This window comes from Neorhizobium sp. BT27B, from assembly GCF_050455485.1.
Lineage (GTDB): Bacteria > Pseudomonadota > Alphaproteobacteria > Rhizobiales > Rhizobiaceae > Neorhizobium.
This window is the reverse complement of sequence record NZ_JBCIYT010000001.1, coordinates 327,747-352,222: the sequence shown is the minus strand read 5'-3', so window position 1 is coordinate 352,222 and position 24,476 is coordinate 327,747. Positions and strand designations below refer to the sequence as shown.

General features: G+C 59.6%; 20 protein-coding genes. 8 read left to right on the top strand and 12 right to left on the bottom strand.

Features of this window, described 5'->3' with window-relative positions:
- Positions 1 to 131: 131 nt before the first annotated feature.
- Positions 132 to 1,391: a hypothetical protein gene (locus tag AAIH70_RS01870; RefSeq protein ID WP_132273228.1), complete on the top strand. Its 1,260-nt coding sequence runs from the start codon at positions 132 to 134 to the stop codon at positions 1,389 to 1,391.
- A 4-nt stretch (positions 1,392 to 1,395) separates the two neighbouring features.
- On the opposite strand, the gene AAIH70_RS01865 is transcribed toward AAIH70_RS01870, so the two are convergent.
- Positions 1,396 to 1,860: a PAS domain-containing protein gene (locus tag AAIH70_RS01865; RefSeq protein WP_132273229.1), complete on the bottom strand. Its 465-nt coding sequence runs from the start codon at positions 1,858 to 1,860 to the stop codon at positions 1,396 to 1,398.
- A gap of 387 nt (positions 1,861 to 2,247) precedes the next feature.
- On the opposite strand from AAIH70_RS01865, the gene AAIH70_RS01860 reads away from it, so the two are divergent.
- Positions 2,248 to 3,483 carry a metallochaperone AztD gene (locus AAIH70_RS01860; RefSeq protein WP_132273230.1) on the top strand — a complete coding sequence of 412 codons (1,236 nt, stop codon included), beginning with the start codon at positions 2,248 to 2,250 and terminating at the stop codon, positions 3,481 to 3,483.
- A 204-nt stretch (positions 3,484 to 3,687) separates the two neighbouring features.
- A complete protein-coding gene (locus tag AAIH70_RS01855) occupies positions 3,688 to 4,803 on the top strand; it encodes a metallophosphoesterase (protein ID WP_430032901.1) in 1,116 nt (371 codons plus the stop codon).
- On the opposite strand, the gene AAIH70_RS01850 is transcribed toward AAIH70_RS01855, so the two are convergent.
- Complete coding sequence (locus tag AAIH70_RS01850) at positions 4,804 to 5,574, bottom strand: phosphodiester glycosidase family protein (RefSeq protein WP_132273232.1); 771 nt, start codon at positions 5,572 to 5,574, stop codon at positions 4,804 to 4,806.
- 122 nt (positions 5,575 to 5,696) lie between these two features.
- Between AAIH70_RS01850 and AAIH70_RS01845 the strand changes: the two genes are divergently transcribed.
- Together AAIH70_RS01845 and dnaE are read left to right on the top strand one after the other, a co-directional pair.
- Positions 5,697 to 5,885 (top strand): hypothetical protein, encoded by a 189-nt coding sequence (locus tag AAIH70_RS01845; RefSeq protein WP_132273233.1) that lies wholly within the window; start codon positions 5,697 to 5,699, stop codon positions 5,883 to 5,885.
- Between the two features lie 316 nt (positions 5,886 to 6,201).
- A complete protein-coding gene (gene dnaE / locus AAIH70_RS01840) occupies positions 6,202 to 9,699 on the top strand; it encodes a DNA polymerase III subunit alpha (protein WP_132273234.1) in 3,498 nt (1,165 codons plus the stop codon).
- A gap of 59 nt (positions 9,700 to 9,758) precedes the next feature.
- Here the strand turns inward: dnaE and AAIH70_RS01835 are convergent, their stop codons facing one another.
- The 4 genes from AAIH70_RS01835 to AAIH70_RS01820 form a co-directional block, all read right to left on the bottom strand.
- Positions 9,759 to 11,105, bottom strand: coding sequence for a L,D-transpeptidase family protein (locus AAIH70_RS01835; RefSeq protein ID WP_132273235.1), 1,347 nt, complete (start codon positions 11,103 to 11,105; stop codon positions 9,759 to 9,761).
- A gap of 130 nt (positions 11,106 to 11,235) precedes the next feature.
- Positions 11,236 to 12,537, bottom strand: coding sequence for a DNA polymerase IV (locus tag AAIH70_RS01830; protein WP_132273236.1), 1,302 nt, complete (start codon positions 12,535 to 12,537; stop codon positions 11,236 to 11,238).
- Positions 12,538 to 12,654: 117 nt separating this feature from the next.
- Complete coding sequence (locus tag AAIH70_RS01825; RefSeq protein ID WP_132273237.1) at positions 12,655 to 13,311, bottom strand: hypothetical protein; 657 nt, start codon at positions 13,309 to 13,311, stop codon at positions 12,655 to 12,657.
- Positions 13,312 to 13,323: 12 nt separating this feature from the next.
- Entirely contained in the window at positions 13,324 to 13,629 is a 306-nt protein-coding gene (locus AAIH70_RS01820) for a DUF3572 domain-containing protein (protein WP_132273238.1), read from the bottom strand.
- A gap of 162 nt (positions 13,630 to 13,791) precedes the next feature.
- Between AAIH70_RS01820 and AAIH70_RS01815 the strand changes: the two genes are divergently transcribed.
- Together AAIH70_RS01815 and AAIH70_RS01810 are read left to right on the top strand one after the other, a co-directional pair.
- The gene (locus AAIH70_RS01815) at positions 13,792 to 14,163 is read left to right on the top strand and encodes a response regulator (RefSeq protein ID WP_132273239.1); all 372 of its coding nucleotides are present in this window, start codon (positions 13,792 to 13,794) and stop codon (positions 14,161 to 14,163) included.
- Between the two features lie 18 nt (positions 14,164 to 14,181).
- Positions 14,182 to 15,549, top strand: a complete 1,368-nt coding sequence (locus tag AAIH70_RS01810) for a PleD family two-component system response regulator (protein WP_132273240.1) — start codon at positions 14,182 to 14,184, stop codon at positions 15,547 to 15,549.
- Positions 15,550 to 16,296: 747 nt separating this feature from the next.
- Here the strand turns inward: AAIH70_RS01810 and rpmG are convergent.
- The 6 genes from rpmG to topA form a co-directional block, all read right to left on the bottom strand.
- Positions 16,297 to 16,464, bottom strand: a complete 168-nt coding sequence (gene rpmG, locus AAIH70_RS01805) for a 50S ribosomal protein L33 (RefSeq protein ID WP_052637931.1) — start codon at positions 16,462 to 16,464, stop codon at positions 16,297 to 16,299.
- 93 nt (positions 16,465 to 16,557) lie between these two features.
- Entirely contained in the window at positions 16,558 to 17,742 is a 1,185-nt protein-coding gene (locus AAIH70_RS01800) for an MFS transporter (protein ID WP_132273241.1), read from the bottom strand.
- Between the two features lie 10 nt (positions 17,743 to 17,752).
- A complete protein-coding gene (locus AAIH70_RS01795) occupies positions 17,753 to 18,442 on the bottom strand; it encodes an NUDIX hydrolase (RefSeq protein WP_165931986.1) in 690 nt (229 codons plus the stop codon).
- Complete coding sequence (locus AAIH70_RS01790; protein ID WP_132273242.1) at positions 18,439 to 18,912, bottom strand: DUF983 domain-containing protein; 474 nt, start codon at positions 18,910 to 18,912, stop codon at positions 18,439 to 18,441. Before AAIH70_RS01790 ends, AAIH70_RS01795 begins: the two co-directional genes overlap by 4 nt.
- A gap of 9 nt (positions 18,913 to 18,921) precedes the next feature.
- On the bottom strand, positions 18,922 to 21,198 hold the full coding sequence (gene rnr / locus AAIH70_RS01785) for a ribonuclease R (protein WP_245519144.1): 2,277 nt from the start codon (positions 21,196 to 21,198) through the stop codon (positions 18,922 to 18,924).
- Positions 21,199 to 21,287: 89 nt separating this feature from the next.
- Positions 21,288 to 23,978, bottom strand: a complete 2,691-nt coding sequence (gene topA, locus AAIH70_RS01780) for a type I DNA topoisomerase (RefSeq protein WP_132273244.1) — start codon at positions 23,976 to 23,978, stop codon at positions 21,288 to 21,290.
- 261 nt (positions 23,979 to 24,239) lie between these two features.
- Here topA and AAIH70_RS01775 point away from each other — a divergent pair, with 261 nt between their 5' ends.
- On the top strand, positions 24,240 to 24,461 hold the full coding sequence (locus AAIH70_RS01775) for a hypothetical protein (protein WP_132273245.1): 222 nt from the start codon (positions 24,240 to 24,242) through the stop codon (positions 24,459 to 24,461).
- Positions 24,462 to 24,476: the final 15 nt, after the last annotated feature.

Below are 24,476 nucleotides of genomic sequence, written 5' to 3'. Positions count from 1 at the left end.
AAACGCCAACGGCCCGGCATGTCCGGGCCGCCACCCTGTGGGTATAATCCCCCAATCCGTTCAGCCAGACTTCCCATTCGTCCGCCACTGCCTATTTCCCCGCGCGGGACCAATGACTTGCAGCGGACGACATGACCGAATTTTCCAAAAAACTGATGATGCCGACCGATGTCGCGCATATCGTCATTTTCCATCCCGACGATCTGGCACATGCCGCCGAGTGGCCGATCGCCTGGTATAGCGAACCCTTCATCTATCCGGCTGAGAGTGCCGCCGGCCGTCTGGTCGCCTGGTGCACCGGTAGCGATGGCGGTTTTGCCGTTCGGCTGACCAATGGCGCCGTCACCGAACGCGAGCAAAAATATGCCGGCCCAAGTTGGACCTTTGCCTACACCGTGCGACACGGCCGCGTTTTTCTCGACAATTCGGACGCATTGCCCGGCCTCGAACAGATGGCCAAGACATCGGATAACGAGGATTACTGGATCGAGGTCGAGAATGGCGATTACGCCGTCACCGTCACGGCGATCGAATGGGACAAGGAACCGGGCGCCCATGACGAGGATTTCGACAAGCTGCCCAACTATGTCGTGCAGTTTCAGCCCCGCGATGGCCGTGTCATCGAACCGGCCCGCCGCCCGCCGGACCTCGAATGCCTGACCGATTTCGTGGCCACCGACAGGCTGTCTTCAGGAACCGGGCGTACACCCGCTGCCGTCGATTACCAGCCTCTCTATCCCGCCTTCGTCTCGAAAAATGTCGCATGGACCGGCCAGACGTTCGAAACGAAGGGTGAAGCGCCGATCGGAACTGCGGTCGTTGCCGATGAGGATGGCGATGCAGACGTCTTCGATCAGCCCTATATCGCTGCCGCTGAACTCGTACCCGGCGCACCGGCGGTTGTCGTCGATTGCCGCAGTTACGGCGGCGCCCCGGACGAACCGCAGGAATACGGTTTTCGTGTCGGGCAAGCGGTCAAGATCGTCGCCATCGAAGGGCAGGTGAAAAACGGCAAACGCGGACCGCTCGGCACGACCGGCTTTTTCCGCCGTCGCCCGAAACCGGTGCCGGCAGATGCCTTGCCGCTGGTTCGCATCGCGCCTCTGAACCCGACAGCCGATACGCCCGTCACCATCGAACAGGCAGTTTTGCGTGAAAAGCTCGTCACCGATCTGGAGGAGGGCGGTCCGCTGGCAAAACGTCTTGGCGGCATCGCATCCTACGAGGCGCTGAAACTGCGCGCCTCTGATAACGACGACGCCTTGGCGCGCTGGCTGCTGGAGCATCTGCCATTGTCAGCCGGACAGCGGCTGCAGATTGGTGTTCTGCCGCCGAATGCCCGACGGGCTGCGCTGGATGAAGCATACCGGAAGGTGTCCTCCGGAAAATGAAATTTCAGTTCTGTGGCTCGAGAAACTCGACCCAGACCCTGTTGCCACCGCCTGCCGATGCCCGCCGATTGTCCTCACAAGGCTGTTCGTTTGCGGCGGGTGGGCGAAGCCTTTCCACAGCCAGCACTTCCAGCATGCCGGTTGCCATGCTCGGCAGGCCGTCGCGGTAGCGAAAACACGTGCCTCGATTGCGGATGGTGACGATATCGTCGCCGCGGCAGATCCGGTTGATGACCATATAGGGATTGCCTGTCAGCACTGCCGTTCGGGTCGCCGTTGCCACCTGCTCGCGGTCGTCCGGATGCACCAGTTCCATGTAGCGCAACACCGAAAAACCATTGTTTACCGTCTCGGCGTCAATGCCGATATTGGCGGCAAACGTGGCGTCGCCCCAGATTTCGTCCCGGGCGATGTCCCAGGTAAAATAGCCATATTGCGGTTTGTTGTTGAACGAATAGGTGTCTCCCATCACCTGTCCCCCTTTTTTTTAATGCCCGTTAAAATTGTTCTTTTTCAAATCAGTCGAGACATGATCTTTCGCAAAACGACTTCCGGGCAAGGGAGACTTTGTCGTTTTTTCGCCCATCCCGTCGATTTTTATGGGGCGGCATATCCAGATACCGTATCCGGTATGGCATTCGGGTAGTTTTACCCAATCCGATCATGCGGATAGGTGATGAATGACCAGTCACAATTCGGCCCACGCATACTGATCGGGCTAGCGTCGCGCTCCACTGCACCTTTTCCACACCCCCACGAGGAATGTCGCATTCGCGATGTGGATGCGCAAAACAGGCTGGACAACCCGAACGTAACTTTATAACGGTACATGCGTTACATTATTACAGGAGACCTCATGTCCCGCACCGGTTACGGCCTCGCGCTCGCCGCCTCCGCGCTTGCATCCACTTTTCTCGTGCCGCAGAGTTCGTTTGCCGAAGAAGAACATGCGGAAAGCTGGCGGCTTTTTGTTGCCGATCACACATTACCGGTCGTGCGCGCCATCGATCTTGCCTCGGGCAAGGAGATTGGCCGTTTCGACACCAAGGGATTTAATGCCCTGTCGCTGTCGGAAAGCGGCCGCACCCTGTTCGCCATCCAGGGCGACGAAAATCTCGTGCAGGCCATCGATACCGGCGTCGCTCTCTCCGACCACGGCGATCACCGCGATATCGAACTCTCCGATCCCAGATTGCTGGCGACAACGATCACCGGCAAGAAGCCCGGCCACGTCGTGACCCATGGCGATGACATTGCCGTCTTCTACGATCGCGACAACCGTTTCGACCTCCTGTCCGAAGACGCCCTGATTGACGGCAAACCCGCAATTCGCGGTTTCGAAACCACGCTCGCCCATCACGGCGTCGCCGTGCCGATGGGAAGTTACCTGCTCACCTCGGTGCCGAAGACCGATGTGACGGTGAAGGAAGGCGAGTTGCCGCCGCGCCGCGGCCTGCGCGTGCTCGATCGCAACGGCAAGCAGGTGGGGGATATCGCCACCTGCTCGGACCTGCATGGTGAAGCCACATCTGCCCGTCTCGTTGCCTTCGGTTGCACGGAAGGTGTGCTCGTCGTCCGTCCGAATGGCGACGAAGCCCCCAAGCTGGACCTGATCGCCTATGGCGACAAGCTGCCAAAGGGCAAGGTTTCGACCCTCCTGGGCGGCACGTCCATGCAGTTCTTCCTCGGCAATTACGGGGAGGACAAGGTGGCGCTGATCGATCCCGATGATACCGAAATGCCCTATCGCCTCGTTGATCTGCCCACCCGTCGCGTCGATTTTGCGCTCGATCCGGCTGAACCGCGTAATGCCTATGTGCTGACCGAGGACGGAAAACTGCACCTGATCGACACGATCGATGCAAAGATCAAACTGTCCGAAACTGTCACCGAACCCTATAGCAAGGATGGTCACTGGCGCGATCCGCGCCCGCGTCTGGCCGTTGCCGGCGATCACATCGCCGTCACCGATCCACGCAATTCGACTGTGCGTATCATTGACCGAAAGACGCTGAAGGAAGTCCGCACCATCGACGTGGAAGGCAAGCCGTTTGTCATCGTCGCAGCTGGCGGCTCCGGCGCCACGCATTGATCGGGTAACGGCGGGCAGGGCGCCTGCCAACGGCCTTGCCCGCCATCCGGCCTTCCCTCCATCAACGCGGAGGGAAGGCTCGTCGCGTGTGCTGAATGCGGCCGGATGAGCCCGCCCACAATCAAAATCACGTCATCCCCTTGAGATCACAAGGCAACTCACCGAAGTAGGGCATCCGATCCCGCCCTGCGAGTGCCATTCCCCGTGTTTCATCTGTTCAAAGCTCTGCTCTGCCTTTACGTCGTCACGCGTTTTCTCTGGCCCATGCCCTGGCCGAAATGGCTAAAGGCGCTGATCGCCATCACCCTGATGGTGGTTTTCCAGCACAGCCTGATCACGCTGCTCGTGTTTGGCACGATGTTCTCGCCGGAAGTGCCGCGTGTGATGATGATTGCCGTCAACTGGCTGGCCGGCTCCATCCTTTTTCTCGCCATCCTGCAGCTGGCCGTCGATCTCATCTCGCTGGTCACCGCCGCCATCCGCCGCCGCTCTATCCGGGTGCCGGCCTTCCTGCGTTATGCCGTCGGCGTCATCGCGCTTTCCACCGCAGCCTTCGCCGTCAGCCAGGCCATCCGGGTGCCGCCGGTCAAGGAAATGGAAATCCGCATCAAAAACCTGCCGCCCGAATTCGATGGCTATCGCATGATCCAGCTGACCGATCTGCATCTCAGCCGTCTGTTCGAAGCCCCATGGGCGGAACAGACCGTGGCGCTCGCCAACGCCCAGAATGCCGATCTCATCGTGCTGACCGGCGATCTCATCGACGGCACGCTGCAGGCCCGCGAAAAGGATATCGCGCCGCTCGCCAAACTGCGCGCAAAGGACGGCGTCTTCACCATCCCCGGCAATCACGAATATCATTTTGGCCATGACGGCTGGATGGCGAAATATCAGCAGCTTGGCCTGACAACCATTTCCAACGGCCATGTCGTGCTTTCGCGCGGTGATGCAAAGCTGACGATTGCCGGCGTCAACGATGTCAACGCCACCCGTTTCGACCTCGAAGGCCCGGATGTTACTAAAGCCCTTGCCGGCGCTCCTGATGGTGCTCCCGTCATCCTGCTCGATCACCAGCCGCGCAATGCCCGTGTTTCCGCCGCCGCCGGTGCCGATCTGCAGCTCTCCGGCCACACCCATGGCGGCATGATCGTCGGCTTCGACCGTCTGGTTGCCCGTTTCAACAACGGTTTTGTGTCCGGCCTCTACGATGTCGATGGCATGCAGCTTTACGTCAATAACGGCACGGCCTTGTGGATCGGTTTTGCGCTGCGCCTCGGCGTGCCGTCGGAATTGACGGTGATCACGCTGAAACCGGCCTGATCACTCGATAAGACCGATCATCGGCCCGTAACCGCCATGCCATGACCAGTCGGCACGCTTCAGGGCGGGGTTGAAAAATCCCGCCCCCTGTCCGCCATCGAGAAACAGCGCATCCGGGCAGGCGAGATGTTTCTGGAACAGTTTTGCAAAATCATAAAAGTTGACGTCGTCCTCGCTGATGACGAACCGCATGTCGCCACCATCACACACGCCGACGCCGCTGCGCCGTGTGCGGTCGCTCGATCCGTTGATGAAGATCGGGTTCATCGTGTCGTCCGTCACCAGCATCGGCCCGGATTGTGTGGCAAACCCTGCCTGCGGCCGCGCCTTCAGAAACCGCTCGGTGGTCAGGATGCCGGCACCGTCCGCGCCGAAATAGAAGATCCCGTTCGGCTGCTTGTAGAAATTCGGAATTTTCGATTGCGGCCCCGCCATCTTTTTCAGATCGGCCGGCCGCAGCTCTTTCCCGTCCTCGATATAAAGCCCCATCGGCGCATAGTCGGTGCCATACATGCCGGCATTCATGGCAAACACCAGCGCCTTGCCTTGCGTTTTCAGGCCATCTGCCAGCGTACCGAACCAGCGATGGGGTGAACCATCAGCCTTCTGCCAGAACAGTTTCAGCCGCGCGTCTTTCGCCTTAACGGAGCAGACGATGTAGCGGGCGCCATCAAACTCCTGCCGTTCGCATGGTTCTTCCGTTGCGGCAGCAGGGGCGGCAACAAAAAGCAGTGAAGCGGCGGCAAGAAGCCATTGGCGCGGAACGGTCATGGTTTGGCTCTCGTTGGCGGATGGCGTGACTAACCGTGTTTCGGTGGCGGGTTCAAGGCGAACAGCAGGTGTTACGGCGCGCCGGGCATATGTTGAGGCAATCTGGCATGGCTGAACCGTGAATGACCTGGAACGATGCCGGGAAAAGAGAAAAATCGAAAAATTCCGAAGGCAAGCTCGGCCTGGAATTCCTCAAACGACTCAACGCCTTCGCATTGGCGAAAGAGCAGTGGGAAAACGTCAATCGAAAAGAATCTTCATTCACTGTTTGTTCTCTTATTGACTCGGAGTACGAAATAAGAACAAAATAGAAACATAACGAACACGGGAGACAACGAATGACCGACCTTCTTCGTGATATTGCCGCATTCGCATCGATCGCGACCTTTCTGGCCAGCCTGTCATTGCTGATGATGGCCATGTGAGCAGACCTTTTGGACAGCTGGCGTAATAGGCGTGGCCGTCCATCGAAAACCGCCTCGGGATCTGCCCGGGGCCTTACACGGCCAAACCGTCGAAAGTGAACGTCAGGCCTGTGAAAGACGGTAGGATCCGGAATAGAAACTGGACTCTCACACGCCTAAGCCGGACAATGCACCGATTCATGAATTGGGTATCGGCGCGACTATGGCAGACCAGACAAACGTGACAGCGGCAACGAACGGGCAGGGCGCCAGCACGCCGCAATTCGTGCACTTGCGCGTCCATTCGGCCTATTCGCTGCTGGAAGGCGCGCTGCCGCTGAAAAAGGTGCTGGGCAAGGCCGTGTCGGACAGCCAGCCGGCCATTGCCATTACCGATACCAACAACCTCTTCGTCGCGCTCGAATTCGCCCAGAAGGCGTCGGGTGACGGTTTGCAGCCGATCATCGGCTGTCAGATGTCGATCGACATGGAGGATGCCGGCGACGAAAAGCGCGGCAACGGTCTGCAGAAGCTGCCGGCCATCGTGCTGCTTGCCGCCACGCAAGCTGGGTATGAGAACCTCGTTGACCTCGTCAGCCGCGCCTATCTCGGCGGTGATGGCGGCGCCATCCACATCCGCCAGTCCTGGCTGGAGGAAATGGGCGCCGAGGGACTGATCGCGCTGACCGGTGCCAGCACCGGCCCGGTCGATATGGCGCTCAACGAAGGCCACCGCCCGCAGGCGATTGCCCGATTGCTGCGGCTGAAACAGATTTTTGGCGATCGGCTTTATATCGAGCTGCAGCGCCATGGTCGTTACGATCGCCGTCACGAAAAATCGATGATCGCGCTTGCTTATGACCACGAAATCCCGATGGTCGCCACCAATGAGGCCTTTTTCCCCACGCGGGATGATTACGATGCCCATGATGCGCTGATGGCTGTCGCCCATGGTGCCATCGTTTCCGACGACACCCGCTTTCGCCTGACGCCGGATCATTATCTCAAGAGCCGCGCGGAAATGGCAAAGCTGTTTGCCGATATTCCCGAGGCGCTTGCCAATACCGTCGAGATCGCGCGACGCTGCTCGTATATTTTGAAAACCCGTAACCCGATCCTGCCGCGCTTCACCGGCGTCAGTGATCATCCGGAAGAGGACGAGCGCAAGGAAGCGGCGGAACTGCGTCGCCAGGCCGTAGAAGGACTGGAAAACCGCATCAAGCTGCTCGGCATGACGGCCGGTTACACAGAAAAGGATTATCACGAGCGGCTGGATTTCGAGCTGAGCGTCATCGAGAAGATGAAGTTCCCCGGCTACTTCCTCATCGTTGCCGACTTTATCAAATGGGCCAAGGATCAGAACATTCCGGTCGGTCCCGGCCGTGGTTCGGGTGCCGGCTCGCTGGTCGCTTATGCGCTCACTATTACCGACGTCGACCCTTTGCGTTTTTCGCTGCTGTTCGAACGTTTTCTCAATCCCGACCGCGTGTCGATGCCCGACTTCGATATCGACTTCTGCCAGGATCGCCGCGAAGAGGTGATCCGTTATGTGCAGCGCAAATACGGGCGTGAGCAGGTGGCGCAGATCATCACCTTCGGTTCGCTGCAGGCCCGCGCGGCGTTGCGCGACGTCGGCCGCGTTCTCGAAATGCCCTATGGTCAGGTCGACAAGATCTGCAAGCTGGTGCCCAACAATCCGGCCAATCCGACACCGCTCTCCAAGGCCATCGAGGAGGAGCCGAAATTTCAGGAAGAGATCGACAAGGAACCGGTTGTCGCACGCCTGCTCGATATCGCCCAGAAGATCGAAGGCCTTTACCGCCACGCCTCGACCCATGCCGCCGGTATCGTCATCGGCGACCGTCCACTGTCGAAACTCGTGCCGATGTATCGCGATCCGCGCTCCGACATGCCGGTCACCCAGTTCAACATGAAATGGGTGGAACAGGCCGGCCTCGTCAAATTCGACTTTCTTGGCCTGAAAACGCTGACCGTTCTGAAAACCGCGGTGGATTTCTGCCGCAAGCGCGACATTCATGTCGATCTTGCCACCATTCCGCTCGATGACACGCTGACCTATGAAATGCTGTCGCGCGGCGAAACGGTCGGCGTGTTCCAGGTGGAAAGTGCGGGCATGCGCAAGGCGCTGCTCGGTATGAAACCCGACTGTATCGAGGACATTATCGCGCTCGTGGCGCTCTATCGTCCGGGTCCGATGGAGAACATTCCGACCTACAATGCCCGCAAGCATGGTGAGGAAGAGATCGAGTCAGTCCACCCGTCGATCGATTATCTGCTCAAGGAAACGCAGGGCGTTATCGTCTACCAGGAGCAGGTGATGCAGATCGCCCAGGTCCTGTCGGGATATTCGCTCGGCGAAGCAGACCTTCTGCGCCGCGCCATGGGTAAGAAGATCAAGGCGGAGATGGACCAGCAGAGCGAACGCTTTGTCGATGGCGCCATCAAGAACGGCGTGTCGAAGCCGCAGGCCAAGAACATCTTTGAACTTCTGGCGAAATTCGCCAACTACGGCTTCAACAAGTCACACGCCGCCGCCTACGCCATCGTGTCCTACCAGACAGCCTATATGAAGGCGCATTACCCGGTCGAATTCCTCGCCGCGTCGATGACCTATGATATGGCCAATACGGAAAAGCTCAACGATTTCCGTCAGGACGCCGGACGTCTTGGCATCAAGGTTCTGGCGCCCTCGGTGCAGACCTCGTTCCGCATGTTCGAAACCGGCGACATGCGCATTTATTATTCGCTCGCTGCCATCAAGGGCGTCGGCGAAGGCGCGGTTGAGCACATCGTTGAAGTGCGCGGCGACAAGCCGTTCGAAAGTCTCGAGGATTTCTGCCTGCGCATCGATCCGAAACAGGTCAACCGGCGTGTGCTGGAAAGCCTGATCTTTGCCGGTGCCTTCGATTGTTTCGGCATCGACCGTGCGGCGCTGGTGACGGGCATGGACCGTATCATCGGTTACGCGCAGCGCGCCGCCGAAAACAAGACCAGCGGCCAGTTCGATATTTTTGGATCTGGCGGCGGCAGCGGCGGTGGACCGGAAAAGATCACCATGCCGGTCTTCGATCCGTGGACGCCGTCGGAAAAGCTGATGAAGGAATATCAGGTCCTCGGCTTCTATCTGTCTGCCCACCCGCTCGACAGCTACAAGGAAACACTGGCGAAACTGCGCGTGCAGACCTTTGCCGATTTCTCCGCTGCGGTGAAAAAGGGCGCCAGCGCCGGACGCCTTGCCGGCACCGTCACCGGCCGCCAGGAGCGAAAAACCCGCACCGGCAACAAGATGGGCATCGTCACCTTCTCCGACTCATCGGGCGGTTACGAAGCCATCCTGTTTTCCGAAGCCTTGGCGCAATATCGCGACATGCTGGAGCCCGGAAAATCGCTGGTCATCATCGTGCAGGCGGACGAGCGCCCGGAAGGCATCGGGTTGCGCATCCAGAATGTCCAGTCGCTGGAAGAACAATCGGTGCGCATGCAGAAGGCGCTGCGCATCTTTGTGCGCGATGCCAGCCCGATGAAGATCGTCGCCAAGCACCTGAACGGCCGTGGCGATGGCCAGGTCTCCTTCGTCGTCATCAAGGATGATGGCCGCCGCGAGATCGAAGTCTCGCTCAACGACCGCTACCGCCTGTCACCGGAAGTCGCAGCGGCACTGAGGGCAGCACCCGGCGTGCTGGATGTGGAACTGGTATAAGCAAAAAGGGGCCGGCTGGCCGACCCCTCTGCATGATTGGGAATGTGGAAAAGTGGGTCTTAGTAAAGCCCCACGCCCAACGGAATGGCCCGCACTTTTCGCGCCGGCTTTTCAGTCCGTGGCTTGGACGATACCGTCTGCGCCTCGATCCGCTCCGGTGAAGAACGCGTGATGGTGATGAAGTCGGTGCCGTCGCCGGTGTCCTGGCCGATGCCCTGATCGTTGATGGTGATCGAGCTTCCGCTGGTCAGCATGGTCTCGATCCGGTCGCGCAACTCGGTGGAAATCTCGATGCGGTCGAACGCCTGCTGTGCCGCCGTTTCGGTCGAGGTGAACGCGGCATCGCTATTGGTGATGCCCAGTCGCTTCATCATCGCTTCCGGCAGCCGGTTCGGCAGCGTCAGCGCCTGCCAGCCGGCGGTGCCTTCTTCTCGGTCGAAGGCAGTGGCGGTGAAGAGATGTGTGCCAAGCGCCGTTTCCGGATCCTTGATGCCGACCGGAACCGAGAGGATCGGCTTGAAACCCTGGCGGATCATCAGCTGCCCGACCGGCGCTTTTGGCTTGCCGCTGGTCTCATAGAGCGCCGTCAGAAACGCGTCGGTCAGAAAACCCTTCTGCTCCACGCCTTTCCAGCGCTTGAAACCCTCGACGGCAGAGCGGGTCATCGGCCCGACAAAACCGTCATGCGAACCGGCATCGAAACCAAGGTCGTTCAGCATGGCCTGCACGTCGGCCACCTGCTCGCGTTCGCCGCGGCGGGTGATCAGGATACGCAACGGGGCGGCTTCCGGGGTTTCTACATGCGCCTTTTTCGGCGCGGCAAAAGCGGGTGCGGCGGGCGCCATGTTCATGGCCACTTCCAGCTGCTTGGTCGTGCGGGAAAAATTGTCGGCGCGCAACGGCACGTCGGACATAAGGTTTGCGGGCACCGGCTTTTTCGGCGCAAACAGTTTTGCGTCATGCAGCATGACGGGCGTCACCTGCGCATCGGTAATGATCACATGCACGCCACGCTCGGTCTGGCCGTATAGCGATTGCGCAAAGGCGGCCGGCAGGCGCACGCAGCCATGCGAGGCCGGGTAATTCGGCACGCTGCTGGATTCGTGCAGCGCGATGCCGGACCATGTCAGGCGTTGCATCCACGGCATCGGCGCATTCGAATAGATGTTGGACTCGTGGTATTTTTTCTTGTCGAGGATCGAAAAGATCCCCGTCGGCGTGTCATGGCCTTCCTTGCCGGTGGAGACCTTCGAGGTCGAAACCACCGTGTCGCCATCATAGACAGCCAGTGACTGCTTGTCCTTGGAAACGATGATCTGCAGGGTCCGGGCGTTTTCGGCGGCGGCAGTGCCGGCCATGACGCAGGTGGACATCAATGCAAGGCCGAAGGCCGCAAGCCGGTACATGGAAACCTCATACGCAATACAGGCTCACAGTCTATCGTCACATGCTTAATAAAGGTTTGACCGGCGCGCGCAGAATTGTCGTTTCGCAACACGAATGTCTCACATTGCAGTGACGGCAAGCGTGACAGGTTCAGCGTTTGCGGTCTTTTCCGCCGAACGTGTAGCCGGTCTCGACCGCGCTCTTGCCAAATTTGTCGCGCAGCTTGTCGATGGCCGCTTCCGCCTGCGCCCGCCGGGTTGCCTGCTGGTCCACGAGGTCAGGCGGGTCAGCGCGGGAGGAGCCTTCGAGGTCGGTCACGCCGATGCCGAGCAGGCGAAACTTTGTGCCGTCCGTCTCCCGCTCCAACAATTGCAGGCCGGTGCGAAAGATCCGGTCGGCCAGCTGGGTCGGGTCTTCCAGACGGCGATTGCGTGTGCGGCTCTTGAAGTCCGACGTCTTCATTTTCAGCACAACCGTATGCCCGGCAATGTCGTGTTTCTTCAGCCGGGTAGAGACCTTTTCCGAGAGTTCGCGCAGGATCGGCACCAGTTGGTCATGGCTGGAAATGTCATCGAAAAAGGTGGTCTCCGCCGAAACGCTTTTGGCTGCCTCGTTGAGATGCACGGTACGGTCGTCGATGCCGCGCGACAGCCGAAAAAGCCGCTGCCCCATTACGCCATAACGGCGCATCAGGTCACCCTCCGCCATCGCCTGCAATTGCCCGATGGTGCGTATGCCGTCGGCCTCCAGCGAGGCATTGAATGCCTTGCCGACACCCCAGATCGTGGTGACGGGGCGGGGCGCCAGGAAACTCAATGCCTCGGCCTTGCCGATCACCGAAAAGCCGCGCGGTTTCTGCAGGTCGGAAGCGACCTTGGCGAGAAACTTGCAGTAGGAAAGCCCGACCGAAATGGAAATGCCAAGTTCGCTTTCCACCCGTTTGGCGAAGCGGGCAAGCGTGCGGGCCGGCGGGTCGCGGTGCAGCCGTTCGGTGCCGGCCAGTTCGAGAAAGGCCTCATCGATGGAGAGCGGCTGCACCAGCGGCGTCAGGTCCTGCATCATCGATCGCATCTGCCGGCCGACGGTCACGTATTTTTCCATATTGGGCCTGATCACCACTGCATCCGGGCAGGCTTCAAGCGCCTTGAACATCGGCATGGCGGAGCGCACGCCGCTGATACGGGCAATGTAACAGGCGGTGGATACGACGCCGCGCTTGCCGCCGCCGATAATCACCGGCTTGTCGGCAAGGCTGGGGTCGTCGCGTTTTTCGATACTGGCGTAAAAGGCGTCGCAATCGATATGGGCCAGCGTCAGGCCATAGAGTTCCTTGTGTCGCAACAGGCGAGGACTACCGCAGGCACGACAGCGGGTACGGCCCTCCGGCTGTTCCGTCAGGCAGTCTCTACAAAATGACCCGGGTTTCTCTGTGGTATCGTGCTCGGCTGCCATCTTCGGAACAAATGTTGAACAAATTCACATTAGGCCGTAAGATCGCAACTCTCAAGCAGGAAGGGCGTGGGCATGCACAACTTCCAGACCGGATTTTTGAGGCAAGCAAGGCGCGCTTCAGCGCGGTTGCCAATGGCCTCGGATCAGTTCTTCGGCATGCCGCCAGTCGCGGGCGCGAACGATATCGTCCTGCGGTTTCGGCGCCATCAGGCGCAGTGGCGTGTCCGGCATCAACTGAATGAGCAGGCTGTCCGGCATATGCTCGCGCACGGAATGCAGATTGTAGGCCATGTCGTCTATGAAGGTGGTGGGCAGAATTCGCTCGGCATTCAGGCGCCGCATGATCGGCCCCTTGGGTTCTTCGCTGGCGATCATCGGAAAAGCAAGGCCGAGCCTGTCGAGAAGGCGGCGCCGCTGTTCGCTATAACAGGGCGGCATGGCGGTCAGGAACACCACGTCGGCATCGGCGGAAAGTGCCTCCAGCGTCCGGGCAACGTCTTCGAACGGCAGCTGCCAGGTTTCCTGCGCCTCGAAGAAGGCGTGGATCAGCCGTTTCACCTCGGCCGCATCGATCTCCAGACCGCTCTCGCGGGCGAGGATGTTTCCGGTCAGCTTGAAGGAGCGCGGCAGAAACTCGTAGCCTTCGGCGCTCAGGAAATCGACGAACGGGTCCGTGAAATGCAGGACGACGTCATCGACATCGCAGACCACCAGCGGGCGGTCGGTGACGCAAACATGCGTGATGTCGAGAATGCTATCTGCCGCCGTCGTCATGTCACGTCCGTCTCAATCCATCACCGGGCCGGAATAGTGATGCCAAGCGGCGACCACGCTTTCCGGTCTAGTATTTGTGGTTTCGCAAAAGGCCATCAGCGATGGCTCATGCGCCATGACGAAATCCAGCATGCCGGCGAGAAAGCCCGGATCGTTGATCGCCTGACGCAGTTGTGGCGCCTGTATGCCGGAAAGCGCCAGGAAGCGGCTCATCATATCCGGCTCGCTCGCAAGCCAGCCCAGCAGGGTGACAGCGGTTTCTTCCGGGTCGACGGCTGCCGCTTTGTCTTTCTGTCGCGGCTCAAGCGGTCCTTGCATGCTCGTAAGTTACCTTTTCTTCAAACAAATTACTCTAGACTGAAACGAACAAGAGTTTTTGGAATCGGTCGTGGGGTGAACTTATATCTTCGCGATGTCGTTACAAGGCCGGAACCGGCCGTTCCCGGCCAAGTTTCCGTGCGCAATGAGGATCGTTCATAAATGGTCAAGCAGGTCATGATCGTCGAAGACAATGAGCTGAACATGAAGCTCTTTCGCGACCTCATCGAGGCTTCCGGCTATGCGACTATCCAGACTCGCAATGGCATGGAAGCGCTTGATCTGGCCCGCAAACATCGCCCGGACCTCATTCTCATGGATATCCAGTTGCCGGAAGTCTCCGGTCTGGAAGTGACCAAGTGGCTGAAGGAAGACGACGAGCTGCACGTCATCCCGGTCATTGCCGTCACGGCTTTTGCCATGAAGGGTGATGAGGAACGGATTCGACAAGGCGGCTGCGAGGCCTATGTATCGAAGCCTATCTCGGTTCCAAAATTCATTGAAACCATCAAGACTTATCTGGGCGACGCCTAAAGTTCGGGAAAACTGGCCATGACGGCGCGCATCCTTGTTGTCGACGATATCCCTGCAAACGTGAAGTTGCTGGAAGCACGGCTTCTGGCGGAATATTTCGACGTTTTGACAGCCGAGGATGGCCCGAAGGCGCTTTCCATTGTCGACAGCACCAATGTCGATCTCATTCTGCTCGACATCATGATGCCCGGCATGAGCGGTTTTGAAGTGTGCGAGCGCCTGAAGGCAAACCCGCGCACCTCCCATATTCCTGTGGTCATGGTGACGGCACTCGACCAGCCTTCCGACCGCGTGCGTGGCCTCAAGGCCGGGGCTGATGATTTTCTGACCAAGCCGGTCAACGACCTGCAGCTGATTTCGCGCGTGAAAAGCCTCGTGCGCCTGAAGACGCTCAGCGACGAATTGCGCATCCGCTCCGAAACGGCGCGCACGATCGGCATGGAAGACATGTTGAAGGGCGAGGGGCGTGAGGAGGCGGGGCAGATCCTGCTGGTCGATAGCCGCGCCAGCTCGCAGGAACGCATCATCAAGGCGTTGAAGCCGATCGGTGACGTGACCGCCATGTCCGATCCGCAGGCAGCTTTGTTCGAAGCCGCCGAGAATCCGATCGATCTGGTCATCGTCAACGGCAATTCCGATGAATATGATCCGCTTCGCCTCTGCTCGCAGCTGCGCTCGCTGGAACGTACCCGGTTTATCCCGCTGCTACTGGTCACTGATCTGGGCGATGAAGATCTGATCGTGCGGGCGCTCGATCTCGGTGTGAACGACTATATCGTTCGCCCTATCGATCCGAACGAGCTGGTGGCGCGCACGCTGACGCAGATCAAGCGCAAGCGCTACAACGACCGTCTGCGCTCCAGTGTGCGCGAAACCATCGAGCTTGCCGTCACCGACGGCCTCACGGGCCTGCAGAACCGCCGTTATCTCGACAATCATCTGAAGACGCTGTTCAACCGCGCCGCCGCGCGTGGCCGTTCGCTATCGATCTGCCTTGTCGATATCGATCGCTTCAAGCAGGTCAACGACACCTACGGCCATGATGTCGGCGACGAGGTGTTGAAGGAATTTGCCTCGCGTATCCGCTCGACAGTACGCGGCGCCGATCTTGCCTGCCGTTATGGCGGCGAGGAATTCGTGGTCGTCATGCCGGATACCGATGCCGGGCAGGCGGCAACCATTGCCGAGCGCCTGCGCGCCATGATCGAAACGCAGCCTTTCCAGATCCGCAGTCTTGGCATCAGCCTGACGGTGACCGCATCGCTGGGGATCGCCGGAAACGAGCAGGGTGTCGAGACGCCGGACCAGTTGTTGAAGCAGGCTGATCGTGCGCTTTACGAAGCCAAGAATGGCGGCCGAAACCGGGTCGTGGCCTTCGCGGCGTAGGTTTTCGAATCGGTCCGGCGTCGGTCCGACGGGGATCAAGAACGCAAACGACCGTGGTAGGCTGGCCTGGCAGCTGTTCACAGGCGTCTGGCGCGAAATTGATTGGCTGCGTGATCGGCGGCATTGCAAAGATTAACTCGAAGTAGAAATCCGCCACATAGTCACATTTGAGTTTATCTCTGTGAAAATATGGTCGGTTGTCAGGTGTAATTCGTTAATTTGTACTTGCTAAAGATTTCATATTAAAAAATGCTTTTATTCCTAGCCGGGCTAAATTGTTGAAACCAAACGCCCTATGCTGCGGCTTTATGGTTTCTTGTTTATGTAGAACTCATGCGGCCGATGAAGAATGCGCGTCATTTTTAACCATAGCGGTGCAAAAATGCACCGCTTGTTAAGATTATGTTGCTTTTCAGCGGAAATTGCGCGAGTTTGCTATCAACAAGCAGATGTTCCTTCGGGAGCAGCGACACCCCATGATGCTCAGGTCCGCCGCATCTCCTGGGTCGTGGGGTCGGTCGATCGGCAGGCATGCTAAAAACGGTTCCTCGTGCCGTGATTGCAGGCTGATCGACCCCCAATCAAGAGCGCCGTCTCCCTCGGGAGCGGCGCTTTTTCTTTGCGCGCTTTTCAGATCTTGCCGGTCAGATCGTGCCGGGAAGGGGGGAAGGACAGGAATCCGGACAACAAAAAAGGCGCGAAGCCGAATGGCTGACGCGCCTTAAAAGCCGAAACCTTTGGGATCAATTACTTGATCTTGGTTTCCTTGAACTCGACGTGCTTCTTTGCAATCGGGTCGTACTTGGTCTTGCTCATCTTGTCGGTGAACGTACGGCTGTTCTTCTTGGTTACGTAGAAGAAACCCGTGTCCGCCGTCGACAGCAGCTTGATCTTGATGGTCGTAGCTTTCGCCATGGTTTTCTGCCTTCTGGAAAAATGTAAGCCGTGGACGGCCAGTCGGAGCCCACGGCGAAATCTGGCGCGAAATTACAAATCGCGGGCCAAAAGTCAACTCTGTTTCGACTGGAAAAGCGGTCTGGCCAAGGAAACCAGCACGTAAAAGGCGAAGAAACCCGCCAGCGCCCATGCAAAACCGTCATTGCCGGCGACATCCATGGCTGCTCCGATTCCCTGTGGACCCGCTACCGTGCCGACCGCATAGCAGAATATGAACGCCGCATTGGCGGCCGCAAGGTCCGATCCGCTGAGGCGCGCGCCCAGATGCGCGAGGCCGACCGTATAGAGGCCGGAGACACAGCCACCCCAGAAGAACAGCACGATCGCCATCAATACCCAGTCATGGATGAGGAAGGGCAGTGAAAGGGCACCCATGACCCCGAGGACGGCCATGCCGAAGAGGAGAGGGCGGCGGTCGCGCATCTTGTCGGAGATCAGCCCCAAAGGGATCTGGAAGGCCATGTTGCCGACGCCCATCACGGTCAGAAGGACGGCTGCCTGAGATTCCGGCATGCTTTCACGCAGCGCGTAGATCGGGAACAGCGACAGGCCGCCGGCCGATACGGCGCCAAAGGCGAACACGGCCGCGGTCGCAGACGGCACGAGGAAGATATAATGGAAGAAGTGGCGTTCCGGCTTCTCGTCCAGCACCGGGCTTTCGTTGCGGGCGATGAAGATCGGGATCAGGGCCAGCAGGATGATGATGGCACCAACCAGGAAGGGCAGGACGCCATCGCTGCCGAGCTTGGAAAACAGCAGCGGGCCGACCGCAAAGCCGACGGCCAGCACGGTTGCGTAAATGCCGAGCACGAGCCCGCGGCGTTTCGGTGGTGCCGCCTGGTTGATCCAGAATTCCGAGAGGATGAAAAGCGTGGTCGTTGCACCGTGAAAAGTGAAGCGCAGCGGGAACCACATCCAGAAATCCTGCGCATAATAGAAACCAAGCGCACTGAATGCAGCGATGACGACGGCCAGCATCATCGTGCGGGCGACGCCGAAGTCATGGGCGAGCTTGGTCGTCAGTGGCGCAGCGGCCATCGAGGCGACGCCGGCCATGGCGGCATTGAGGCCGATCAGCGTCGAGGAGATCCCGCGCTTTTCGAGAATGATGCTGAGCAGCGGCAGGCCGAGTCCGATGGCGATGCCGACCGCGCTGATAGCGGCGGTTGCAGCGATGAGGGACGGCCAATGAATCGTTTCGACATGGCCGTTCTCGTCGGTCGTCGGCTGCGACATTCAACAATCCTTACAGTCGGCTGCGGACGAAACGCCCGTGACGCATGGAGTAGAAGGGGACGGGATTTTCGAAGGGGAGGATGTTATCCGCTTCCATCAGTCTCTTTACGTCTTCCAGCACCATTTGCGTGATGCGGGCGAGTTTCACACCGGAAATTGCTGCAATGTCAAGCCATTGCAAGTCCTCCAACTCGTCCGTATCGCGCAAATGCGTCAGGTCGAAGACGGTTTCGTCGCAAAAGGCCAGAAAGAAGTGGGTATCATAGCGGCGGACATGGCCCGGCGGCGTAATGGCGCGGGCAATATAGCGCAGGCGGGACAGGTCCGGTGCCGCGGTGGCGGGTGCGATACCCGTCTCCTCGTGCATCTCGCGAAGAGCCGCAAGTGCCAGCGCGCGCACACGCCTGAGACTGCTGCCCGATGGCGCATTGTCGAGAAGTTTTGCAAGCACGTTTGGATGCAGATCGCCGCCGTAAGGCCGGGCATGATCGCCCGGATCACGCCGGCCACCGGGAAACACATAGACATCCGGCATGAAGACATGGCCGCTTGCACGCCGCCCCATCAGCACGCGTGGCGCGCTACCTGAGCGATCGATCAGAATAAGGGCGGCGGCATCTCTGGGGCGAATGCGGACTGTCGGCGCCCTCGTGGAAGGTGCGCCGGTTGCCGGCACACTCTTCTCCGGCACGTCGGTCATTCCAGCGGCCCACCGCGACCGGGATCGATATCCTCACGCTCACCGCCGAAGCCGTGCATCCTCAGTGCCCATTGCAGGCCTATCACACCGCCTTTGACGGGTTGGATGGTGAGGAGTGCGGAAAGTACCGTCAGCGGCGCCCAGATGGCCAGATGCGCCCAGGGAGACATGTCGAACACCATGTCGGTCATCATGAAACCACCAAGAGCCACATGGCCGATGATGACGATGACGATATAGGGCGGCAGGTCGTCGGAACGGTGGTGATGCATGTCGGCACCGCATTTTGCGCAGGCGTCGACGGGTTTCAGGAAGGCACCGAAGAGGCGGCCGTTGCCGCATGAAGGGCAACGGCATCTGAGGCCGCGGATGATGGAGCGGCCGAGAGGCCGTTCAGCGTCACCGGTGTCGCCGTAGCGAACCGGTTTCTGGCTCCCTGCTGTTTCTTTGGCCGCCTCCCTGACCGTCATGATCCGTTCCTATCGTCTTGGGTGCATGCCCGTCTTGCCGCGGGCGGTGCGCCGCTGCCGGCCTGCCTTGTGGAAGGAGCGCGTGCCGGCTGCGATCTTGCGGCCTTCGCTGACCATTTCGAAACGCAGCGAGCCGGCCAGCGGTATGGCCTCGACCAGTTTGACATCGACCGGGTCGCCCAACTGATAGCCGAGCCGCGACTTGTCGCCGATCAAAGCCTGATGCGCTTCATCATAGATAAAATAGTCGCGGCCGAGCGTGGAGATCGGCACAAAACCGTCGGCGCCATAGGTCGGCAGCGACACGAAAAGGCCGGACTTGGTGACACCCGATACGCGGCCTTCGAATTCCTGTCCGACACGCTCGCTCAGGTGATGAGCGATGAGGCGGTTGATCGTGTCGCGTTCGGCGGCCATGGCCCGGCGCTCGAAGGTCGAGATCTCAGCCGCGACATCTTCCAGCTGCGTTTCTTCCGCCGGCGTGATGCCGCCTTCGCCGAGACCGAGCGAGCCGACGAGGCCGCGATGTACGATCAGATCGGCATAACGGCGGATCGGCGAGGTGAAATGCGCGTATTTCATCAGGTTGAGGCCGAAATGGCCGAGATTGTCGGGGCTGTAGATCGCCTGGCTCTGGGAGCGCAGAACCATCTCGTTGACCATGATCTGATGCGGGGTGCCGGCGGCATTGGCGAGAATGCCATTGAAGGAATTGGCGCGCACCTGGCCGCCCTTGGCCATCGGGATGGACAGCGTTGCCAGAAACTCGCGCAGCACTTCCTGCTTGGCGAGCGACGGACCATCATGGATGCGGTAGACGAGCGGCTGTTTTTTCTTTTCCAGCGTTTCGGCGGCGGCAACGTTCGCCTGGATCATCATCTCTTCGATGAGTTTGTGCGCATCGAGACGTTCCGGGATGATCACCTTGTCGACCGTGCCATCGGATTTCAGAACGATCTTGCGTTCCGGCATGTCGAGTTCGAGCGGCTGGCGGCGGTCGCGACCGCGCTTCATCACCTCATAGGCGTGCCACAGCGGCTTCAGGATCGGTTCGAGCAGCGGGCCGGTCTTGTCGTCCGGCTTGCCGTCGATTGCGGCCTGTGCCTGCTGGTAGGAGAGTTTGGCCGCGCTCTTCATCATGATGCGATGGAACGTGTGGCCGGCCTTGCGGCCTTCCTTGGAAAACGTCATGCGCACGGCCAGAGCCGGGCGGTCTTCACCCTCACGCAGCGAGCAGAGGTCGTTGGAAATACGCTCCGGCAGCATCGGCACGACGCGGTCGGGGAAATAGACGGAATTGCCGCGCTTCAGCGCCTCGCGGTCGAGTTCCGAACCGGTGCGGATATACCATGAGACATCGGCGATCGCGACGGTGACGATGACGCCATCCGGGTTGTCCGGCGATGTGTCCGGTTCGGCATAAACGGCGTCGTCATGGTCCTTGGCATCGGCCGGGTCGATGGTGACGAGCGGCAGCTTGCGCCAGTCCTCGCGCTTCGACATGTCAGCCGCTGTGGCGGCCTCGGCTTCCGCCATGACAGTCTGCGGAAATATGTGTGGAATGCCGTGGGCATAGATGGCGATCATCGAGATCGCCTTTTCGCTGGCGACAGAACCGACGATATTTAGAACCTTGGCGCGCGTCAGGCCAAAACGGTTGCCGCGCAGGATGTCGGCCTCGATCAGGTCGCCGTCCTTGGCATCGGCGAGATCGTCTGCGGAAATCTGCATTTCCTCGCCACGACGGTCGATCGGCATCAGCCGCGCACCGCCTTCCGCCATCATGCGGATGACGCCGAGCGATGCATTCTGGCGCTTGTCGATGACCTTGATGACGCGGGCGGTATAAGCCGGACCCGAGCGGTCCTTGTTCGGAAATATCTTGGCGAGGATGCGGTCGTTAAGCCCGGCGATCGCAACCTTGCCCTTGCCGCGCTTTTCCGAGCCCTGGCGGATCAGCACAGCAGGAGCAACCCCTGCATCGTCCGGCCATTCCGCCGGGCGGCCAATCAACTCGCCGTCCTTGTCACGCGTGGTGATGTCGAGGACGGTAACCGGGGGCAGGGCACCGGGCCGTGTCAGCGACTTGCGATCCTTCTTCAGCAATCCTTCACTTTCGAGATCACGCAACAAATCTTTCAGTTCGACGCGGGTCTCACCTTTAAGACCAAAAGCCTTGGCGATCTCGCGCTTGGAGGCGCGATCCGGGTTTTCGGCGATGAATTCCAGCAGCGCTTCGCGCGGCGGAACGGCACCATGGACGATGGCAGAGCCACCGCCTGCGATCTTCGCTTCGCCATTGGCGCGCCGGTCGGTGCGCCTGCTTTTCGGTTGATCGCCGTTACGAGCCGGCCTGTTCCTGTCGCGCGGCGTCTTCACGTGGTTGTCTTCTTTGCCTTGGTCGCGGCCGTTTTCGCCGGCGCTTTTTTGGCCGCAGCCTTCTTTGGAGCGGCTTTCTTGGTCTCGCCGTCTGCCGTCTTGGCGGCGGCCTTCGGAGCAGCCTTGGCTTTCGCGGGTGCCTTCTTGGCCTTGCCCTTTGCAGGCGTCTTGCCGCCCTTTTCGACGATCAGCGCAAGCGCTTCTTCTACCGTCACCGCCTGCGGATCCTTGCCCTTGGGCAGGGTGGCATTGACCTTGCCCCAATTGACATAGGGACCATACTTGCCGTCACGCACGGTGATCGGGCCGCCATCGGGATGCTCGCCGAGATCCTTCAACGCTGCCGGTGTGCCGCGTCCACGACCGCCGGGGCCCTTGGCAACCTTTTCGGCAATCACGGTCACGGCGCGGTTGAGGCCGATCGAAAACACGTCCTCGATGCTTTCGAGATTGGCGTAGCCGCCATCATGCAGCAGGAAGGGTCCGTAACGGCCAAGGCCGGCGGAGATCATCTTTCCGCTTTCCGGGTGCTGACCGACATCGCGCGGCAGGTTGATGAGGGCAAGCGCCTTCTCATGGTCGATATCTTCCGGCTTCCACCCCTTGGGCAGAGACGAACGCTTGGCTTCCTTGCCTTCGCCGCGCTGGATATAGGGTCCGAAACGGCCAGAACGCAGCGTCAGCTCTTCACCGGTCATCGGGTCGGCGCCAAGCGCCTTCGGCTCGTTGAGGCCGGATGCGACAGCTTCCGCGCCATCAGAGGAAAGCTGTCGGGTGAAATTGCATTCCGGATAGTTCGAGCAGCCGACGAAAGCGCCGTATTTGCCGAGCTTGAGCGACAGGTTGCCTGTGCCGCAGACCTGGCAGATACGTGGGTCCGAACCGTCTTCACGGGTCGGGAAGACCAGCGGTGCCAGTGTCTCGTTCAACGCGTCGAGCACGTTGGTGACGCGCAGTTCCTTGGTGTCTTCGATCTGGGCAAAGAAGTCCTGCCAGAATTCGCGCAGAACCTGCTTCCAGTCGAGTTCGCCAGCCGAAATCCGGTCGAGCTTCTCTTCCAGATCGGCAGTGAAATCGTATTCCACATACTTCGTGAAGAAGCTTTCGAGGAACGCCGTCACCAGCCGTCCCTTGGAATGCGGGATCAGCTTGCGCTTATCGACGACGATATATTCACGATCGGACAGCGTCTTCAGCGTGGCTGCATAGGTGGAAGGACGGCCGATGCCGAGCTCTTCCATCTTCTTGATCAGCGAGGCTTCCGAATAACGCGGCGGCGGCTCGGTGAAATGCTGGGTCGAGCTGACCTTGTTCTTGTCGAGCTTCTCGCGGGCGTTGATCGGCGGCAGACGACCATCTTCATCGTCGTCCTCGCCTTTTTCGCCGTCTTCCTTCTGGTCCATATAGGCACCAAGGAAACCGTCAAAGCGGACGACGGAACCCACGGCGCGAAGGCCAGCCTTCTCGCCGTTATTGTCTGCGATGATCTCGACCGTGGTACGTTCGATTTCGGCAGACGCCATCTGGCTGGCAATGCCGCGCTTCCACACCAATTCGTAGAGACGCAACTGGTCGGCATCGAGATACTGACGCACCTTGTCGGGCGAACGGTTGAAGTCGGTCGGGCGGATGGCTTCGTGCGCTTCCTGGGCGTTTTTCGCCTTGGTGGAATAATGGCGCGCCTTTTCCGGCAGGTAACGCTGGCCGAACTTGTCGACGATGGCGCTGCGGGCAGCTTCGATGGCTTCCGGTGCCATCTGCACACCGTCGGTACGCATATAGGTGATCAGACCGACAGTCTCGCCGCCGATATCGAAACCTTCGTACAGCTTCTGCGCCACCTGCATGGTGCGCGAGGCGTTGAACCCGAGATTGGAGGATGCGGCCTGCTGCAGCGTCGAGGTGGTGAACGGAGGGCCGGGATTGCGCTTGACCGGCTTTGCCTCGACCGTATCGACGGTATAGGCGGCGCCATCCAGCAACGTCTTGAGGCGTGCGGCATCCTCGCCATTCTTGACACCACGCGGCGGCAGACGCTTGCCGTCGGCCTGGGTCAGGCGGGCTTCGAATTCGTCACCACGCGGCGTCTTGAGGAGAGCCGACAGGTTCCAGTATTCTTCGGCGACAAAACGCTCGATCTCGTTTTCGCGGTCGCAGACGAGGCGCAGTGCCACCGACTGCACGCGGCCAGCCGAACGGGCACCCGGCAGCTTGCGCCACAGAACCGGCGAGAGGTTGAAACCGACGAGGTAGTCGAGTGCGCGGCGGGCCAGATAGGCGTCCACCAGCGGCACGTCGATATCACGCGGGTTGGCCATGGCATCAAGTACGGCCTTCTTGGTGATGGCGTTGAAGACAACGCGCTTGACCGGCTTGTCGCCGATCACCTTCTTCTTTTTCAGAAGGTCGAGCACGTGCCAGGAAATAGCTTCACCTTCGCGATCCGGGTCGGTCGCGAGAAACAGTGCGTCGGAGCCTTTGACAGCGTCGGATATGTCTTTCATGCGCTTCTGGGATGCGGGATCCACCTCCCAGGACATTTCAAAGTCCTGGTCGGGAAGTACCGAGCCATCCTTGGCGGGCAGGTCCCGCACGTGGCCGAAAGAGGCGAGAACCTTGTAACCTGGGCCAAGATATTTGTTGATTGTCTTGGCTTTGGCTGGAGATTCTACAACGACTACATTCATCTTGCTTTTTCTCTGGAACGAGGCAGGCCACTCGAAATCCGCGAGTTGATCGCAGCAGGGCCGGAAATCTGACCTCCCGACATGGAGGGCGTTTGCCCTGTGGTCAAGAGGGCACGGCCAAATTAGCTTACTCAACGGAATGCAACTTATGCGATATTTGTCGTTGGTTGCAATTATAAATAAATATCCTATCCTTCATTAAATGTAGCGTTGAACCGGGCGCCTGGCGGCGGTTCTTGCCGTTGGGCAGCAGGGGATGGGATGATTTCAGGGCTTGGACATGCCAGTGGCGTAGAGCAATCACGGCAGAACATCGCCTACATCCATGAGATGCTGGGGCAGTTGCGTCTGGTTGCGCAGTTGGAAGGTGCAGACATGCTCTGTTATCTCATCGAAATGGCTTGCGTGGAGGCCGGAGACCTGCAAGCCGGCCGGCGTTCATTGTCACCGACGAGGCGCAATAACCCGGAAAGACGCCCCTGATTGTGGGCAACCATT